Origin of the sequence: Arsenicicoccus dermatophilus, assembly GCF_022568795.1 — a bacterium.
GTDB lineage: Bacteria > Actinomycetota > Actinomycetes > Actinomycetales > Dermatophilaceae > Arsenicicoccus > Arsenicicoccus dermatophilus.
In genome coordinates, this window is sequence record NZ_JAKZHU010000001.1 from 610,191 (window position 1) to 626,622 (window position 16,432).

Annotated in this window: 14 protein-coding genes; 3 read left to right on the forward strand and 11 right to left on the reverse strand. The window is 72.9% G+C overall.

The window, feature by feature from the left end; translation table 11 throughout:
• Positions 1 to 281 precede the first annotated feature (281 nt).
• On the forward strand, positions 282 to 1,178 hold the full coding sequence (locus MM438_RS02970) for a nicotianamine synthase family protein (RefSeq protein WP_241450863.1): 897 nt from the start codon (positions 282 to 284) through the stop codon (positions 1,176 to 1,178).
• Here MM438_RS02970 and MM438_RS02975 read toward each other — a convergent pair.
• Together MM438_RS02975 and MM438_RS02980 are read right to left on the reverse strand one after the other, a co-directional pair.
• Positions 1,122 to 1,673, reverse strand: coding sequence for a GNAT family N-acetyltransferase (locus MM438_RS02975; protein ID WP_241450865.1), 552 nt, complete (start codon positions 1,671 to 1,673; stop codon positions 1,122 to 1,124). The genes MM438_RS02970 and MM438_RS02975 overlap by 57 nt on opposite strands.
• Positions 1,674 to 1,733: 60 nt before the next feature.
• A complete protein-coding gene (locus MM438_RS02980; protein ID WP_241450879.1) occupies positions 1,734 to 3,191 on the reverse strand; it encodes an NAD-dependent succinate-semialdehyde dehydrogenase in 1,458 nt (485 codons plus the stop codon).
• Positions 3,192 to 3,421: 230 nt separating this feature from the next.
• On the opposite strand from MM438_RS02980, the gene MM438_RS02985 reads away from it, so the two are divergent.
• Positions 3,422 to 5,047 (forward strand): GGDEF domain-containing protein, encoded by a 1,626-nt coding sequence (locus tag MM438_RS02985; protein WP_241450880.1) that lies wholly within the window; start codon positions 3,422 to 3,424, stop codon positions 5,045 to 5,047.
• Positions 5,048 to 5,059: 12 nt separating this feature from the next.
• On the opposite strand, the gene MM438_RS02990 is transcribed toward MM438_RS02985, so the two are convergent.
• The 3 genes from MM438_RS02990 to MM438_RS03000 form a co-directional block, all read right to left on the reverse strand.
• Positions 5,060 to 6,925, reverse strand: a complete 1,866-nt coding sequence (locus MM438_RS02990) for an ABC transporter ATP-binding protein (RefSeq protein WP_241450881.1) — start codon at positions 6,923 to 6,925, stop codon at positions 5,060 to 5,062.
• Between the two features lie 90 nt (positions 6,926 to 7,015).
• The gene (locus MM438_RS02995) at positions 7,016 to 7,474 is read right to left on the reverse strand and encodes a DoxX family protein (protein ID WP_241450884.1); all 459 of its coding nucleotides are present in this window, start codon (positions 7,472 to 7,474) and stop codon (positions 7,016 to 7,018) included.
• Positions 7,475 to 7,539: 65 nt separating this feature from the next.
• Positions 7,540 to 8,652, reverse strand: a complete 1,113-nt coding sequence (locus tag MM438_RS03000; protein WP_241450886.1) for a PLP-dependent cysteine synthase family protein — start codon at positions 8,650 to 8,652, stop codon at positions 7,540 to 7,542.
• A gap of 125 nt (positions 8,653 to 8,777) precedes the next feature.
• Between MM438_RS03000 and fgd the strand changes: the two genes are divergently transcribed.
• Complete coding sequence (fgd, locus tag MM438_RS03005) at positions 8,778 to 9,809, forward strand: glucose-6-phosphate dehydrogenase (coenzyme-F420) (protein WP_241450893.1); 1,032 nt, start codon at positions 8,778 to 8,780, stop codon at positions 9,807 to 9,809.
• 146 nt (positions 9,810 to 9,955) lie between these two features.
• On the opposite strand, the gene MM438_RS03010 is transcribed toward fgd, so the two are convergent.
• The 6 genes from MM438_RS03010 to MM438_RS03035 form a co-directional block, all read right to left on the reverse strand.
• Positions 9,956 to 10,696, reverse strand: a complete 741-nt coding sequence (locus MM438_RS03010; protein ID WP_241450895.1) for a thiamine phosphate synthase — start codon at positions 10,694 to 10,696, stop codon at positions 9,956 to 9,958.
• On the reverse strand, positions 10,696 to 11,493 hold the full coding sequence (locus MM438_RS03015) for a thiazole synthase (protein WP_241450903.1): 798 nt from the start codon (positions 11,491 to 11,493) through the stop codon (positions 10,696 to 10,698). Before MM438_RS03015 ends, MM438_RS03010 begins: the two co-directional genes overlap by 1 nt.
• Positions 11,494 to 11,499: 6 nt before the next feature.
• A complete protein-coding gene (thiS, locus tag MM438_RS03020; protein ID WP_241450922.1) occupies positions 11,500 to 11,700 on the reverse strand; it encodes a sulfur carrier protein ThiS in 201 nt (66 codons plus the stop codon).
• A 14-nt stretch (positions 11,701 to 11,714) separates the two neighbouring features.
• Entirely contained in the window at positions 11,715 to 12,977 is a 1,263-nt protein-coding gene (gene thiO / locus MM438_RS03025; protein ID WP_241450934.1) for a glycine oxidase ThiO, read from the reverse strand.
• A 174-nt stretch (positions 12,978 to 13,151) separates the two neighbouring features.
• Entirely contained in the window at positions 13,152 to 14,666 is a 1,515-nt protein-coding gene (locus tag MM438_RS03030; protein ID WP_241450943.1) for an acetyl-CoA hydrolase/transferase family protein, read from the reverse strand.
• A gap of 176 nt (positions 14,667 to 14,842) precedes the next feature.
• The gene (locus MM438_RS03035) at positions 14,843 to 16,192 is read right to left on the reverse strand and encodes a serine protease (RefSeq protein ID WP_241450951.1); all 1,350 of its coding nucleotides are present in this window, start codon (positions 16,190 to 16,192) and stop codon (positions 14,843 to 14,845) included.
• Positions 16,193 to 16,432 lie beyond the last annotated feature (240 nt).

Genomic DNA, 16,432 nt, shown 5'->3' on the forward strand with positions numbered 1-16,432 from the left:
GCTGCGACCGACCGCGGCCGGGACGCTGACGTCGTGGCCCAGAGTTCACCCATTGTTCACCCAGGGGAGGAGGTCGGGCAGGACCTCCGGTGCTAGACGGCCCTGGCCGAAGATCTTGCGTATCGTTGCCGTAGGGCCCCAGCAGTATTTTCGGCATTCGTCAGGTAACTGCTCAGCGAACGCACAGACTTGTGCACGACAGGCCCGAAAGGCATGACCTCTATCACAGAGCGCACCTCTCGGCGCGAGCGCCGGGGCGCTTCTCCGTACGGTCCCGAGACATGAGCCCTCAGCGATACATCAACCGGATCAGCACGATTCGACGTGAGCTGCATCGGACGGACCTGCGCCCCAGCCCCACCGTCGACGCCCTCTTCTCCGAGCTGGTGGACATGGTCCTCACGGCACCACCCGGACTCTTCCCCGCGGTGCACGAAGGTCTCGGGCCGGCCGCCGTCGACGACCTGCGTGAGCTGTGCGGCCGCGGGGAGACCCGGCTGGAGACAGCCTGGGCCCGGCGCCTGCTCGAGGCGCGCGACCCCTTCGAGACGCTCGAGGAGTTCCCCTACCTCGACAACTACCGCCGGCTGACGCGTCTGGAGCTGTCCGCCCTGCATGCGGCAGGCTCGCGCGTCCGCTCCGTGACGATGATCGGCTCCGGCCCGCTCCCGCTGACCGCGGTGGTGCTCGCCATGGAGCTCGGCATCACCGTCACCGTCGTGGACCGGGATCCGCACAGCCTGGCCTACGGCCACGACGTGATCCGGGCCCTCGGCCTGGGCCGCCAGATCACCTCGCACCTGGGCGACGCCACCGCCGGCCACCTGCCCGTCGGCGGCAGCGACGCGGTGATCCTCGCGGCGCTCGTCGGCGCCGACGCCGAGGCCAAGGCCAAGATCATGACGGCCACCGCCCGGGCCATGGCGGCCGACAGCCACCTGCTCGTCCGCTCGGCGGCCGGGATGCGGGCCCTGCTCTACTGCCCCTTCGACCTGCACGAGGAGGGGATCCCCGCCATCGGGACCGCCCTGACCCCCGTCCTCGAGGTGCATCCCCACGACGACGTGGTCAACTCCGTGGTCGTCTTCCGGCGCGCCGCGCACGCGACGTCGGGGGAGCCCTCAGGCGCGCCGGAGCGGGATCTCGAGGTGGACCGTCGACAGGCGCGGATCGCCTGAGGTGTCCCGCTCGTCGAGGACCACCCGCCCCCCGAGGGCCGTCCAGAAGTCGACGGCCCCGGGGTACCGCGCGTTCGTGTGCAGGTAGAGCACGCTCGCCTCGTGGTCCCGTCGTGCCGCGTCGATCAGCTGCTCGACGACCCTGCGAGCAAGCCCCTGACGGCGGGCCCGGGGGTCCGTGGCCACGCGGACGACCTGGAGCACGCGCCGAGGGTCCGGGTAGCGCTGTCGGAGCGGGAGGCAGGTCTGCGGGAAGCCCACCCGGAGGCCGCCGCAGGCGAGCACCTGACCGTCGGCGACAGCGACCAGCATGAGGTTGCGGCGGGTCAGCACATAGGTCTCGTAGGCGAGGTCGAGGTCACGGTGCCACACCGGGTCGTAGCCGTAGCCCAGGTCCTGCAGGTTGACCCGGTGCACGAGGCTGCGAGCGGCGTGGATCTCGGCGGGGGTGGTGGCGACACGGATCTGCGTGGTCGTGTCGGCGACTGCGGTCATGCGGCCTCACAGTAGTGCAGTGGGTGCCCCTGAGGGGCTCTGGCTCAAGGGATTTCGTCGTCACGAGGGTATGGCGACGTACTTCGTCTCGACATACTCCTCGATGCCCTCGGCGCCGCCCTCGCGCCCGAAGCCGGAGGCCTTGACCCCGCCGAAGGGCGCCGCGGGGTTGGAGATGACGCCCGCGTTGACGCCGACCATGCCGTAGTCCAACCGCTCGGCGACCCGCATCGCCCGGGCCAGGTCGCGGGTGTAGAAGTAGGAGGCCAGACCGTACTCCGTGGCGTTGGCGCGCCCGATGACCTCGTCCTCGTCGTCGAAGGACTGGATCGCCGCCACCGGGCCGAAGATCTCCTCGCGCACCAGCGCCGCGTCCCGGGGCACGTCCACCAGCACCGTCGGCGCCACGAAGTTCCCCACCTCGGGCACCGGCTCGTGGCCGCAGAGCAGCCGCGCCCCGCCCGCCACGGCCGAGGACACCAGCCCGCGGACCGTGTCGGCCGCCGCCGCGGTGATCAGCGGCCCCACCTCGACGCCGTCGTCCAGCCCGTCGCCAACCCGCAGCGCCCGCATCCGCTCCGCCAGCCGCTGGGCGAACGACGCGGCCACCGAGCGGTGGACGTAGATCCGGTTGGCCGCCGTGCACGCCTCGCCGATGTTGCGCATCTTGGCCGCCAGGCAGCCCTCGACCGCGGCGTCCAGGTCGGCGTCGTCGAAGACGACGAACGGCGCGTTGCCGCCCAGCTCCATGGACACCCGCAGCAGCTGCTGGGCGGACTGCTCGACGAGCGCGCGCCCCACTGCCGTGGATCCGGTGAAGGTGAGCTTGCGCGCCCGCGGGTCGCGGATCAGCGGCTCCATGACCTCGCCCGCCCGCGAGGTGGTCACCAGGTTGACCACGCCGGCCGGCACCCCGACCTCCTCCAGGAGGGCGACGAGCGCGTGCATGGTCAGCGGGGTCTGCGCGGCGGGCTTGACGACCATCGTGCAGCCGGCGGCCAGGGCCGGTCCGATCTTGCGGGTCCCCATGGCCAGCGGGAAGTTCCACGGCGTGATCATCAGGCAGGGCCCGACCGGCTGCCGCATCGTCAGCAGCCGCATCCCACCCGCGGGCGCCACCGTGAACGACCCGGAGATCCGCACCGCCTCCTCCGCGAACCACCGGAAGAACTCCGTGGCATAGGCCACCTCGCCGCGCGCCTCCGCGAGCGGCTTGCCCATCTCCAGGGTCATCAGCGCCGCGAAGTCCTCGGTGCGCTCCACCAGCAGCTCGTATGCCGATCGGAGGATCTCGGACCGCTCCCGCGGGGGAGTGGTCGCCCACGACTCCTGCGCCGAGGCGGCGGCCCCGAGGGCGGCGTCCCCGTCGGCGGGGGAGGCGTCCGCGACCCGGGCCAGCGTCTGACCGGTGGCGGGGTTGGTGACCTCGAGGGTGCGCCCGCCGGTAGCGGCCCGCCACTCGCCACCGACATGCAGCTCGCGGGGGACGCGCGCGAGCAGTGCTGGCACGTCGACCATCTGGTCCTCCTTCGCCGGGATCCGGATCTCGATGGTGCCCCCGCCGGCGGGGGTCCGTCCAGGCGGCCGGAGCGCGTGCGCGGGGAGGGTCGGCGCCATCGGGGCAGGTCGGCAGGGACGGGGGCGACGGCGACCCGCCCTTCGCCGGCGCCGGGGTCGGCGACGGCGACCGGCGGGTCCCCCGGACGGTCCACACCCGGACGGCGCGGGTCCCGGAAACCCATGGCACCATGAAGGTCCGACCGACCCCCGAGCCGAGAGACACCGTGACCCGAGGACGTGCCGCCACCTGGATCCAGCGGCACTTCGGCCTGCCCGGCCGTGCCTGGGCGCCCTCGCGTGCCGCCGGCCGGCTGGGCCTGGTCGGGCTGGGCGTGCTGATCCTCGCCGTCTGGCTCCTGGGGCCCTGGCTCACGACGATCGTGTCGTCCGACCTGGCGGCGGCCGCCGCGGCACTCGGGCTGGTGTGGTGGGCCGTCGCGCACCCGCTGCCGCTGCGCACGGCGGGGGTGCGGACCCATGCCGTCCTCGACTCCGGCGTGCTGATCGTCCTGCTGACGTCGTACGGCGTGGTGCCGGGCATGGGGCTCTGGCTGCTGATCACGGTGGCCGTCGAGCTGGCCCGCAAGCACTTCGTCGCGATGGCGCTCGCCAACACCGGGATCTCGCTGCTCGCCTCCGCCGTCGCCGCGGTGGTCTCGGGGTGGCTCCTCGGGTGGGGGCCGGTCTGGACCGGCGTCGATGTGAACCGGCTGGTGGTCGTCGGGGCCACCGTGGGGGCCGTGCACATGCTCAGCGAGGCCGGGATCACCGAGCTCGCGGTGCGCCACGTCGCCGACTCCCACCCGCCGACCCGCTTCCGCCGCGCCGGGCTGCTCCTCCCGCTGGGGGCGGGCGCCGGTGCGCTGGCGGCCATGTGCACCTACTCCGACGCGCCCGCCGTCGCCCTGGTCGGCCTGTCCGTCCCGATGCTGCTGCTGGTCACCCTCGCCCACACCCGCGCGCAGCGACGCACCGCGCTCGCCCGCGACCGGATCCTGGTGCAGGCGCTCACCGAGCTGGCCCGCACCGACGACGCCGCCGGCATCGACGCGATCCTGCTGCAGGCGGTGCCCGAGCTCGCCCCCTCCGTAGCCTGCGAGCTCACGGTGGAGCCGCCGAGCCGGGGGCGACGCTCGACGTGGTTCGCCATCGGGGGCACGGGCGACGGCACCGACCCCGCCACCGACGACCGGTGGATCCGCGCCGACCTGCTGCCCGCCGAGGTCTACCTGCCCGGCGCGGAGGCCAGCGCGCTGCGGTCGCTCGCCGCCGTGGCGCGCGCCGCCGCGGGGCGTATCCGCGAGCGCTCGCAGATGGCCTGGGAGGCCGAGCACGACCCGCTCACCGGGCTGCTCAACCGCAACGGCTACTGGCAGCGTCAGGTCGACCGCGACGACGAGGCAGGTGGGCCCTTGGCCGTGGTCGTCGCCGATCTGGACGGCTTCAAGGGGGTCAACGACGCCTTCGGTCATGTCCGCGGCGACGAGCTGCTGCTCGTCGTGGCGCGGGCGATCCACCTCACCGCCCCGATGGACGCGACGGTGGCCCGCTGGGGCGGCGACGAGTTCGTCATCCGCTTGGAGGGGCCGCGCTCGGAGGTCGACGTCGCCGAGCTGGGCCGAGCCCTGGTCGCGGCCGTCGAGCGCTCCGCGCTGGAGGTCGTCCCGCCTGGCCTGGTGTCCGCGAGCGTGGGCTACGCCCTGACCGACGACACGGCCCGGGTCGACCCCTTCGACCTGCTCCACCACGCCGACGAGTGCATGTATGCCGCCAAGCGGGCGGGCAAGGCCACCGTCCGCGGCCGCGCCGCCTGAGGCTGTCGACGGTCAGCGCTCGGCGTAGGCGTTGAGGTAGGAATCCTCGCCGCGACGCTGCAGCCGCAGCAGCTCGGCATACACCCCGTCGGTCGTCGCGAGCTGCGCGGGCGAGCCGATCTCGTCGACCAGACCGTCCTTGATCGTCACGATCCGGTCGACACCGGCGATGGTGGACAGCCGGTGCGCGATCACCAGCGAGGTGCGGCCGCGCATCAGCTCCTCCAGGCCGGCCTGCACCAGCCGCTCGGAGCGGGTGTCGAGCGCCGACGTGGCCTCGTCCAGCACCAGCACCGACGCGTCCTTGAGCATGGCCCGCGCCACGGCGATGCGCTGCTTCTGGCCGCCGGACAGCTTGAGGCCGCGCTCGCCGATCAGCGCGTCGTAGCCGCCGTCGAGCCGCCCGACGAAGTCGCTGGCGTTGGCCCGGTCGGCGGCCAGCGCCACCTCGGCGGCCGTCGCGTGCTCCGCGCCGTAGCGGATGTTCTCGCCCACCGTGTCGGAGAACAACGAGGGGTCCTGGAAGACGATGGACACCTTGCGCCGCAGCTCGACCGGGTCGAGCGTGGCGATGTCCACCCCGTCGACCCGGATCTGCCCGGCCCGCAGCGGATAGAGCCCGAGGAGCAGGTTGACCAGGGTGGTCTTGCCGCCCCCGGACTCGCTGACCAGAGCCACCCGCTCGCCCCGGCGCACGTCGAAGGTCACGTCCCGCAGCACGTCCGGCCCGTCGCCATACCCGAACCGCACGTCGTCGAACTCGATCACCGCGGGCGCCTCCGGCAGGTCCACCAGGACCGTGGGGTGCGCCACCGGCTCGGGCGGCGCGACCGCGGCCGGCACCCGCGCCGGGACCTCCGCGGCCGCCATCACGCGGAAGTAGTCCCGCGACCCCGCCACCGCCCGCTGGCCGGCGTCGATGACCCAGCTCATCATCTCGACGGGCATCCGGGCCATGGTGATCAGCTGGATCAGCAGCACCAGCTCGCCGACGCTGAAGCGCCCCCGCACGGTCTGCCAGAAGATCAGCAGGTACATCATCGCGAAGGTCACGTTGAGCACCGCGCGCCGCAGCACGTCCATGGCGTGCCAGTGCCGGGCCTGCGCCCGCGTCGTGTCGTAGGTGTGGTCGAAGTGCTCGGTGAAGGTCGCCAGCTCGTGGCGCTCGCGGGTGAACGACCGCACCACCCGGATCTGGCTGACGACCTCCGCGAACCGCCCGCCGGCGGTGTCGATGTGGGCGTTCTTGTCGCCCTCGTGGGCCTGCCAGCGCCGTGACGTGAGCCCGGTCAGCCAGACATAGGTGGGGAAGACGACGACCAGGAGCACGGCGAGCGGCCAGTAGTAGATCGCGCTGATCACGAGCACCGCGGTGGTCTGGACCAGCAGGGTGATGAAGGTGTTGGACAGCGACTTGGCGAACTGGCTGATCTCGGTGATCGAGCGGTTGAGCCGGCTGACGATGGTGCCGGTCATCTCCTCGTCGAACCAGCTCTGCGGCAGCCGGAGCAGCTTGTCCAGGTAGCGCGTCGACAAGATCGCGCGGATCTGGTTGGACAGCACGTCACCGTGGTAGCCGCCGACGTTGGACACCACCGTGCTGACGAGCTCGCTGGCGAGGATGCCGAGCGCGAACCACACCAGCGTCGGCATGGCGTCGGTGCCCCGGTGGTCGCGCACCGCCGTGACGATGGTGTCGGTCGCCCGCCCCACGAGGAAGGGCGTCGCGATGCCGGCCGCCGCGGTCACCAGGGCGCACAGCGCCACCACGGCGTAGTACGGCCGCAGCTCGCGGGTGAAGCGGACGATCCTGGTCAGGCTCGCGACGGTGCCGGGCTCGCCGGCCTCCTGCGGGCGCGGCGCAGCTGCTGGGTTCACGGGGTCTCCTCCTGGTGGTCCGCAGGAGCCAACGTCGCGCGGCCGGGTCTGCTTCCCGTATGCCGGAGAACGACGCCGGGCGCTCCCGGGTCAGCTGCGACGGCGGGACCGGCCGATGTCCGGACCGTCGAGCGCGTGGTCGACGGAGATCTCGCCCGGGCTGGTCACCGCCAGCAGCGCCGCGGCCACCCCGAGCGCGGCCACCAGCTCCCAGCCGCCCCGGTCGACGAGGACCCCGTGGCCGCGGTGCACGAGCAGGTAGGCCCCGAGCATGTCCACCGCCACCGCGACGCACGCCACCCAGGTGAACGCCCCGAAGAGGATGCAGATCCCGCCGACCAGCTCGACGGCGGCGGCGAGGAAGGCCGAGACGGCGGGCACGGGGACGCCGAGCCGGGTGAACTGCGCCGTGACGGCGTCCAGCCCGAGCACCGAGAACTTCTCCCACCCGTGGGCGATGAGGACCAGCGCGAGCAGCGTGCGGCAGCCGAGCAGCAGCGCGGCGCGGGTCGGGTTCTCGGCGAAGGGCGTCTGGGTCCAGCGGGACATGGCGGCCTCCGGGTCGGGAACGGTTCCGACCACTGTAGGTGCCACGTCCGCCCAGGTCGGGGAGGTCAGGGCTCGCGCCAGATCCCTTCGTCCAGCGCCCGCTCGAAGGTCGGCCGCCACCGGTCGACGTCGAGCCCCCGGCCGTCCAGCCACTCCCGGGAGTAGTACGTGTCGGCGTAGCGCCCGCCGCCGTCGCACAGCAGCGTCACCACCGACCCCTCCTCGCCGCGCTCGCGCATCTCGCACACGAGCTTGAGGGCGCCGAAGAGGTTGGTGCCGGTGGAGCCTCCGGCATACAGCCCGGTCCGGTCCTGCAGCACGTGGATGCCCGCGATCGAGGCCGCGTCGGGCACCGCGATCATCCGGTCGACCACGGACGGCACGAAGCTCGGCTCCACGCGCGGACGGCCGATGCCCTCGATCCGGGAGCCGACACAGGTGGTGACCAGCGGGTCGGACTCGCACCAGCCGTCGAAGAACGCGGAGTTCTCCGGGTCGGTGACGCACAGCCGGGTCAGGTGGCCGCCGTAGCGCAGGTGCCGGCCGATCGTCGCGGAGGTGCCACCGGTGCCGGCGGCGGTGACGATCCAGGTGGGGTCCGGGTGCGGCTCGAGGGCCAGCTGGCTGAAGATCGACTCGGCGATGTTGTTGTTGCCGCGCCAGTCGGTGGCCCGCTCGGCATAGGTGAACTGGTCCATGTAGTGCCCGCCCAGCTGCTGCGCGAGCTCGATGGCGCGGGGATAGAGCTCGGCCGGGTCGTCGACGTACTCGCACCGGCCGCCGTTGAACTCGATGAGCGCGACCTTGGCGTGGCTGGTCGACCGCGGCATCACGGCGATGAACTCCAGCCCCAGCAGCCGCGCGAAGTAGGCCTCGGACACGGCCGTCGACCCGCTGGACGCCTCGATGATCGGGGTGTGCGGACCGACCCACCCGTTGCACAGGGAGTACAGGAACAGCGACCGCGCCAGCCGGTGCTTGAGCGAGCCGGAGGGATGCGTCGACTCGTCCTTGAGGTAGAGCTGGATGCCCCACTCGGGTGGGAGCCGCACCGGCAGCAGGTGGGTGTCGGCCGAGCGGTTGCCATCGGCCTGGACGGCCTTGATGGCGCGGGCGACCCAGGCGCGCACCTGCGGGTCGTGGTGGTCGACGTCGCGGGGCTGCACGTGCTCTGTCATGCGTCGAGGGTATCCACCTGCCTAGGGTGGGTCGTGGGCAGGATCCACCAGGATCCCCGACCGGGCCGATGACCAGGCACGTCGCCTCGGGCCGGCGACCACCACGAGGATCACCAGGAGACGGTATGGCGCTGCGGATCGGGTACAAGGCCTCGGCGGAGCAGTTCGCCCCGCGCGACCTCGCGGACCTCGCGGTGCTCGCCGAGCAGCTCGGCCTGGACAGCGTCTTCGTCGCCGACCACGTGCAGCCCTGGCGGCACACCGGCGGCCACGCGCCGGCGTCGATCCCCTGGCTCGCCCACGTCGCCGCCCGCACCGAGCGCGTCGTCCTGGGCACCTCGGTGCTCACGCCGTCGTTCCGCTACAACCCCGCCGTCCTGGCCCAGTCCTTCGCGACCCTCGCGTGCCTGGCTCCCGGCCGGATCGTCCTGGGCGTCGGTTCCGGGGAGGCGCTCAACGAGGTCGCCGTCGGCTCCGTCGACGGGTGGCCGGAGTTCAAGGAGCGCTTCGCCCGGCTGCGCGAGGCCGTCGACCTGATGCGGCAGCTGTGGTCGGGGGAGCGGGTGACCTTCGAGGGCGCCTACTACCGCACCGCCGACGCGACGATCTACGACCGCCCCGACGAGCCCGTGCCGGTGTACGTCGCCGCGGGCGGCCCCATGGTCGCGCGCTACGCGGGGCGCAAGGGCGACGGGCTGATCTGCACCTCCGGCAAGGGCAGGGAGCTGTATGCCGACCAGCTCGTCCCCGCGCTCGTCGAGGGCGCCGGCAAGGTCGGCCGGTCGGCGACGGACCTGGACCGGATGATCGAGATCAAGCTGTCCTACGACACCGATCCCGCTGCGGCGCTGGAGAACTGCCGCTTCTGGGCGCCGCTGTCCCTCGCCCCCGAGCAGAAGCACTCGCTGCACGACCCGACCGAGATGGAGCGCGCCGCCGACGAGCTGCCGATCGAGCAGGTCGCCCGCCGCTGGATCGTCGCATCCACCCCGGAGGAGGTGGTCGAGCAGGTGCGGGCCTACACCGACCTCGGCTTCGACCACCTGGTCCTCCACGCGCCGGGGCACGACCAGGAGCGCTTCCTGCGGCTCTTCGCCGAGCAGGTGGCACCGGCGGTGCGCGAGCTCGAGGTGGGGGCGCTGCCGGCGGTGTCCTGATCCGGCGCCCTGGACGGGGTCTCGCGTCCTCCCTGGCGCCGCTCCCGCCGAGGTCGCCCTGGCGTCTGGCTCCGGGCGAGGGCGTCGCCGGTTGCCGGGCGAGCCGGACCGTGCGGCGGCGACGCGGGGGTCGAGACGCGGGGGGCTTAGTCCGGCAGGGCGGCGAGCAACCGACGCAGGACGTCCGCGGGGTCCTCGGCGCGCATCACCTCACCCATCACGGCGACCCCGTGCGCGCCGGCGTCGACCGCCTCGGCCGCGGTGTCGGGCGAGATGCCGCCCAGGGCAAGCACTCCCGGTCGTGGAGCCCCGTCGGCGGCCCAGCCCGCCCCGGCGAGAGCCGCCCGCACCCCGGCGGCCCCGAGCGCGGGACCGTAGCCCGGCTTGGACCGCGTCTCGGCATACGGGGAGAGCGTGACGTAGTCCAGCCGCTCCGCCGCCGCCCGGCGCAGCTCGGCCGTGTCGTGGCAGGACCGACCCGTCAACCGGGGCTGCGACCGAAGCCCGTCGGGAGCAGGATCGTGCGCGCGCAGGTGGACACCGTCGATCGTCCCGCCCCCGAGCGACTCGGGTGCCGGGGCAGCCGCGACGAGCAGGCCACCGACCGGGTGCAGCAGCTCGGCGAGCTCGGTGGCCAGCTCGGCCCGGTCGTCCGCGGGCAGATCTCGCTCGCGCAGGCACACCCAGCGCAGCCCGGCCTCGACGCCGGCGGCGACCTGGTCCCGCAGCGTCCGGCCCGACGGCAGCTGGGCGCGGTCGGTCAGCACCAGCAGCCGCGGACAGGCCGGCCCGGGGACGCCGGAGCCGCAGGCGGACCGGCCCGGACCCGGCGACTCCCCGGGCGGGGCTCCGCCGGGCCTCCCGGGCGTGCCTCCCGGACCGGGCATCAGTCGATCCGGCCGCCCGTCGGGGACGACGCGAGCGCGTGGCGGCGCACCGGGATCCGCCCCGCCGACCACGCGAGACGACCGGCGACGGTCGCGTGGCGGATCGCCGCGGCCATGGCGGCCGGGTGCTCCGCGCGGGTCACGGCCGAGGCCACGAGCACCGCGTCGCAGCCGAGCTCCATGGCCAGGGCGGCCTCGGAGGCGGTCCCGATCCCCGCGTCGAGCACCACGGGCACGTCGACCGCCTCGCGGATCAGCTCGATGTTGTGCGGGTTGCGGATGCCGAGGCCGGAGCCGATGGGTGACCCGAGGGGCATCACGGCCGCGCACCCGAGGTCGGCCAGGCGCGTGGCCACCACGGGGTCGTCGGTGGTGTAGGGCAGGACCGTGAACCCGTCGTCGACCAGCTGCTCGCAGGCGTCGAGGAGCTCGACGGCGTCGGGCAGCAGGGTGCGGTCGTCGGCCACGACCTCGACCTTGACGAGGTCCGTCTGCAGGGCCTCGCGGGCGAGCTGGGCGGTGAGCACGGCCTCGCGGGCGGTGTAGCAGCCGGCGGTGTTCGGCAGCAGGGTGCACCCCAGCCGCCGCAGCAGCCCCAGGGTGTCGTCCCCGCCCGACGCCGAGACCCGGCGCATCGCCACGGTGACCAGGCTCGGCTGCGCGGCGCGGATGGCGGCCTCGAGCTCGCTGAGCCGGCGCGACCCGCCCGTCCCGAGGAAGACCCGGGAGGACAGCCGGTGCTCCCCGACAACGAGGACGTCGTCGCCGTCGGTGGCGTGGGTGGTGGTGTCGGACACGGCTGCTCAGCCTCCCTGCATGGCGGTGACGACCTCGACGCGGGTGCCCGCCTCGAGGGTGCGCCCGGACCACCGGGCGCGGGGCACGACGGCCTGGTCCACGGCGACGGCGATCCCGTCGGGGCTCAGGCCGAGCGCGGCGACGAGGGCGGCGACGTCGCAGCCCTCCGGGACCTCGCGCGGCTCACCGTTGACGGTGACGGTCATGGCTGGACTCCTGGTCATCGCTGACTCCTGCTGGGGACGGGGCGGTGGCCGCGGCGGACCGCAGCCGCCGCGGAGGGCTCGGTGGGCGCGACCGGGGACGCGACCGGGGACCCGGTGTCCCGTCCGCAGGACCCCGAGAGCGGACCGGCGGGGGCCTCGGTGCGGAATCGGGCGGGGGTGAACGGCTCGGCCGCGGCGACCTCGGTCCGCCGGTCGAGCGTGAGGTCGGCGACCACCTCGGCCGTGACCGGGGCCAGCAGCATGCCGTGCCGGTAGTGCCCCGCGGCGACCACGAGACCAGGCACGTCGCCGCCGAGCAGCGGCCCGTTGTCCGGCGTGCCCGGCCGCAGCCGGGCGACCGCGTCGACGAGGGTGAGCTCACCGACCTCGGGCAGCAGCGTGGTCGCGGCGCGGAGCAGCTCCAGCAACCCCCGACCGGTGACCCGGGTGTCGTCGAGCTCCTCGGAGGTCGCCCCGATCGCCAGCTCGCCGTGGCCGCGGGGGATGAGGTAGACGTGGTCGCCGTGGACCGTGCCGCGCACGGTCTGGTCGAGCAGGCCGGACGCTCCCGCCATACGCAGGATCTGACCCTTGACCGGACGGACCGGCAGGGGCAGCAGTCCGCTCAGCGCAGCGCACCGTCCGGCCGCAGCCCCGGTCGCGAGCACCACCGTGTCGCACCGGGTCGGCGCGCCGTCCTCGGCGACGACGCCCATGACCGCACCGTCGGCCACGAGCGGCTCGCCCGCCCGCCGCACCAGGCTGACGCCGGCCCGCTCGCACGCCGCGAGCAGACCCAGCACCACCCGCCGGTTGTCCACCGCCAGGTCGCTCTCGACGACCAGGGCGGTGCGCGATCCCGGCGCGAGAGCCGGTGCCAGGCGGCGCAGCTCGCGCGTCGACAGCCGGGCCACCGACAGGTCGTAGGACTCCAGCAGCGCCTGCGTGCGCCAGACCTCGCGCGCGTCGTCCAGGGTCAGCCCCACGTGCAGCGAGCCCTGGGTCTGCAGGTCCGGGTCCACGCCCGAGGACTCGGCCAGCCGCTGCGCGAAACCCGGCCAGCGGGAGTGGGACTCGAGCAGCAGCTCCAGCAGGTCCAGCTCGTCGTAGGACGCCTCGCTGACCGGAGCCAGCATCCCGCCCGCCGCGTGCGAGGCGCCCTGGCCCGGGGCCGGGTCCCACAGCTGCACCGAGGCGCCGCGGCGGCGGATCTCGAGCGCGCAGGACAGCCCGATCACGCCGCCCCCGAGGACGACGACGTCGGTGGGGTGGGACATGCGATCACCGTGCTCCCTGGCCCGCATGATCGGGCCGGTATGGCGGTCGAGACCCGCGGCAGGTCTCCTCTCAGCCCGGTGCGCCGGACTCCCGCGAGGACCCCACGATCATACGCCGCGGCCCCCGAGGAGATCCCCGGGGGCCGCGGTCGATCCGGCGTGCGCCGGTGGGTGTCAGCCCTGGCGCATCGTGCCGGTCTGCATGAACCGCTCGTGCCAGGAGAAGGCCTCGCCCAGCAGGTGCGGGGTCTGCAGGCCCCACGCGCCACGCTGCGCCCGGTCGAAGTAGTCCTGCAGCATGGGCTTGAAGTCCGGGTGCGCGCAGTTGTCGATGATCCGCTGGGCCCGCTTGCGGGGCGAGCAGCCACGCAGGTCGGCGAGCCCCTGCTCGGTGATCAGCACCTGCACGTCGTGCTCGGTGTGGTCGACGTGGGTGACCATCGGCACGATGCAGGACAGCGCACCGCCCTTGGCCGTCGACGGGGTGACGAAGGTCGACAGATAGGCATTGCGGGCGAAGTCCCCGGAGCCGCCGATGCCGTTCTGGATGCGCGAGCCCATGATGTGGGTGGAGTTGACGTTGCCGTAGATGTCGGCCTCGATCAGCCCGTTGCTCGCGATCACGCCGAGCCGACGGATGGCCTCCGGGTGGTTCGAGATCTCCTGCGGCCGCATGATGATCCGCTTGTTGAAGAAGTCGATGTCGTCGTTGAACCGCTGGACGCCCTCCGGGGACAGCGAGAAGGCGGTGGCCGAGGCGACCTCGATGGTGCCGTTCTCGATCAGGTCGAGCATGCCGTCCTGCAGCACCTCGGTGTAGGCCTTCAGGCCCTTCCACGGCGACTCGGACAGGCCCGCGAGCACGGCGTTGGCGATGTTGCCCACACCGGACTGCAAGGGCAGCAGGCCCTCGGGCATACGGCCCGACCGGACCTCCAGCTCCAGGAAGTCCATCAGGTGCGCCGCGATGGCCTTGGAGTCCTCGTCCAGCGGCTTGAAGGGGGTGTTGCGGTCGGGGGCGTCGGTCTCGACGATCGCGATGACCTTGTCGGGGTCCACGCGGAAGAAGGGGTCGCCGATGCGGTCGGCGGCGTCGACGATCGGCAGCGGCTTGCGGTGCGGCGGCAGCGCGGTGCCGTAGTAGATGTCGTGCATGCCCTGCAGCTCCATGCGCTGCCAGGAGTTGACCTCGAGGATGACCTTGTCGGCCTGGTCGATCCAGGTCTTGTTGTTGCCCACGGAGGCCGACGGCAGCAGCGTGCCGTCCTCGTTGACGGCGGTGACCTCGACGACCGCGCAGTTCAGCTTGCCGAGGAAGCCCTCCCAGGTCATCTGGGCGACGTGCGACAGGTGGACGTCGATGTACTCCATCGTGCCGGCGTTGATCTTGGCGCGGCTGATCGGGTCGGACTGGTAGGGCAGGCGCAGCTCGACGCCGTCCGCCTCGGCCAGCGCGCCGTCCAGCTCGGGGGCGGTGGAGGCGCCGGTCCACACGCCGACCTTGAACTCGTCGCCGGCCTGGTGCGCGGCGCTCATCCGGGAGGCCAGGGCGGCCGGGACGGCCTTGGGGTAGCCCGCGCCCGTGAAGCCGCTCATCCCGACGTTGTCGCCGTGCTGGATGAGGGCGGCCGCGTCGTCCGCGGACATGATCTTGGAGCGGAGGGCGGCGTTGGCGACGCGGGAGCTCATCGGCAGGTTCTCCTCAGTACGGGACAGCTGGTGGGTCCAGCCTAGGCGGGGACCTCGAGCCGGAGGTGTCCGACCCCGGCCCAAGCCCTCCGTGGCCGGTCGGCGGCGGTATGCCCAGGCGCCCCGGATCTGGCAGGTCCGGGGCGCGTCGGGTGCGGGGTGCCGTCAGGCTCGGGTCACTGGACCGTGATGTCGTCGATGACGAAGGAGGTCTGGTTGATGGAGTCCTCGGTGGCGGCGAGCTTGAGGGTGACGGTCTTGCCGGCGTGCTTGGTCAGGTCGATGGTCTTCTGGACGTAGCCGTTGGTCTTGTCCAGGTTGGAGTAGGACGCGACCGCGGTGCCGTCGATGGTGATGGTGGCCTTGTCGTACTTGCTGTAGGCGGTGGTCTCGGCGGTGTCGATGGCGACCCAGTAGGTCAGCTTGGGGGAGCCGGTGGGGACGGTGATGGTCTGCTGGGCGTACTCGCTGGTGGTCTTGCCGTTGCCGCCGAGCCACAGCTTCCAGGTGCCGGAGTGGGCCTTGCGGCCGGTGTTGTCGGTGATCGGGCCGTTGGAGCCGGTCCAGCCGGACTGGCCGGCCTCGAAGTCGCCGTTGGTCACGGCGTTGCCGCCGGGCTGCGGGGTCGAGGTCGGGGTGCCCGTGGGCGTGCTGGTGGGGGTGCCCGTCGGCGTCGGCGTCGGCGTGCTGGTCGGGCTCGGGCTGGGAGCGGGGTCGGACCCGGGCTGGGTGCCGCCGAGCGCGGTGATCGCGTCCAGGATCTGGGTGCGGAAGGCCGAGACCTTGGTGTAGTGACCGGCCTGGTCGGCGCGGGCGCAGCCGACGCCCCAGGAGGTGATGCCGACCTGGGTGGTGGTGCCCTTGACGAAGAGCGGGCCGCCGGAGTCGCCGTTGCAGGTGTCCTTGCCGGCGGTGCCGTTGCCGGAGGCGCAGATCTCGGACGAGGAGTACGGGCTGCACTGGTTGCCGGTGTGCAGCGGCAGGTCGACCTGCATGAGGTTCTGCGAGGAGGAGCCGGTCTCGGACAGCTTGCCCCAGCCGATCGCGGTGAACCAGGAGGAGGTGTCCTTGGACGAGTCGGCGGGCAGCTGGGCGAACTTCGTCACCCCGGTGACCGGCTTCTCCAGCTTGCCGACGGCCCAGTCGCCCTTCTTGGGGCCCGCGCCGGTGCGCCAGTCGGTCACCTTGTACTCCGTGCCCTGCTTCCAGTCGACCTTGCCCACGTTGATCGTGACGGTCATGTTCGTCGGGGTGGAGTCCAGGCAGTGCTGGGCGGTGAGTAGGATGTCGGGGCTGATCAGCGTGCCGCCGCAGCCGTAGGTCCCGTCGCTGGTCTTCATCCGCACCTTGGCCTGCATGGGCCAGGCGCCCTCCTGGGCCTGGTCCCCGCCGACGATGGTGGCGTGCCGGCCGTCCGGGCTGGTGTAGTCGTCGGCGTGGGCGACCTGGGGGGCCAGGCCCGCCAGCAGCAGCGTGGTGGCGCCGAGGCCGAGCGCGGCGGGACGACGCAGGGAGTAAGCGGGCATGAGGACTCCTAGGGGATGACGCGATCCAGAGACGACCGACAGGGCCGTATGGGGGACCATCCTCAGCCCGCGCCCCGAATATGTAAAGACCCTACCGAAACTTTTCTCTACGTTGAGCTTTCGCGGCGGCAGCCGTCAGCTCGATCTGCCGGACGGTCGGGAGCAGCGGCTCCACGCCCGGATGCCGATCAGGGCGTCCCGGGCCGGTGGCCTGGGACGCCCTGAGGCGGTGGGGGTGTG

Coding starts and splice junctions, on each gene's coding strand:
- MM438_RS03000 (WP_241450886.1), bottom strand. CDS start 8,652: ATGACAGAGCACGTGCAGCCCCGCGACGTCGACCACCACGACCCGCAG.
- MM438_RS02975 (WP_241450865.1), bottom strand. CDS start 1,673: ATGACCGCAGTCGCCGACACGACCACGCAGATCCGTGTCGCCACCACC.
- MM438_RS03030 (WP_241450943.1), bottom strand. CDS start 14,666: ATGAGCTCCCGCGTCGCCAACGCCGCCCTCCGCTCCAAGATCATGTCC.
- MM438_RS03035 (WP_241450951.1), bottom strand. CDS start 16,192: ATGCCCGCTTACTCCCTGCGTCGTCCCGCCGCGCTCGGCCTCGGCGCC.
- fgd (WP_241450893.1), top strand. CDS start 8,778: ATGGCGCTGCGGATCGGGTACAAGGCCTCGGCGGAGCAGTTCGCCCCG.
- MM438_RS02995 (WP_241450884.1), bottom strand. CDS start 7,474: ATGTCCCGCTGGACCCAGACGCCCTTCGCCGAGAACCCGACCCGCGCC.
- MM438_RS02985 (WP_241450880.1), top strand. CDS start 3,422: ATGAAGGTCCGACCGACCCCCGAGCCGAGAGACACCGTGACCCGAGGA.
- MM438_RS03010 (WP_241450895.1), bottom strand. CDS start 10,696: ATGCCCGGTCCGGGAGGCACGCCCGGGAGGCCCGGCGGAGCCCCGCCC.
- thiO (WP_241450934.1), bottom strand. CDS start 12,977: ATGTCCCACCCCACCGACGTCGTCGTCCTCGGGGGCGGCGTGATCGGG.
- MM438_RS02980 (WP_241450879.1), bottom strand. CDS start 3,191: ATGGTCGACGTGCCAGCACTGCTCGCGCGCGTCCCCCGCGAGCTGCAT.
- thiS (WP_241450922.1), bottom strand. CDS start 11,700: ATGACCGTCACCGTCAACGGTGAGCCGCGCGAGGTCCCGGAGGGCTGC.
- MM438_RS02970 (WP_241450863.1), top strand. CDS start 282: ATGAGCCCTCAGCGATACATCAACCGGATCAGCACGATTCGACGTGAG.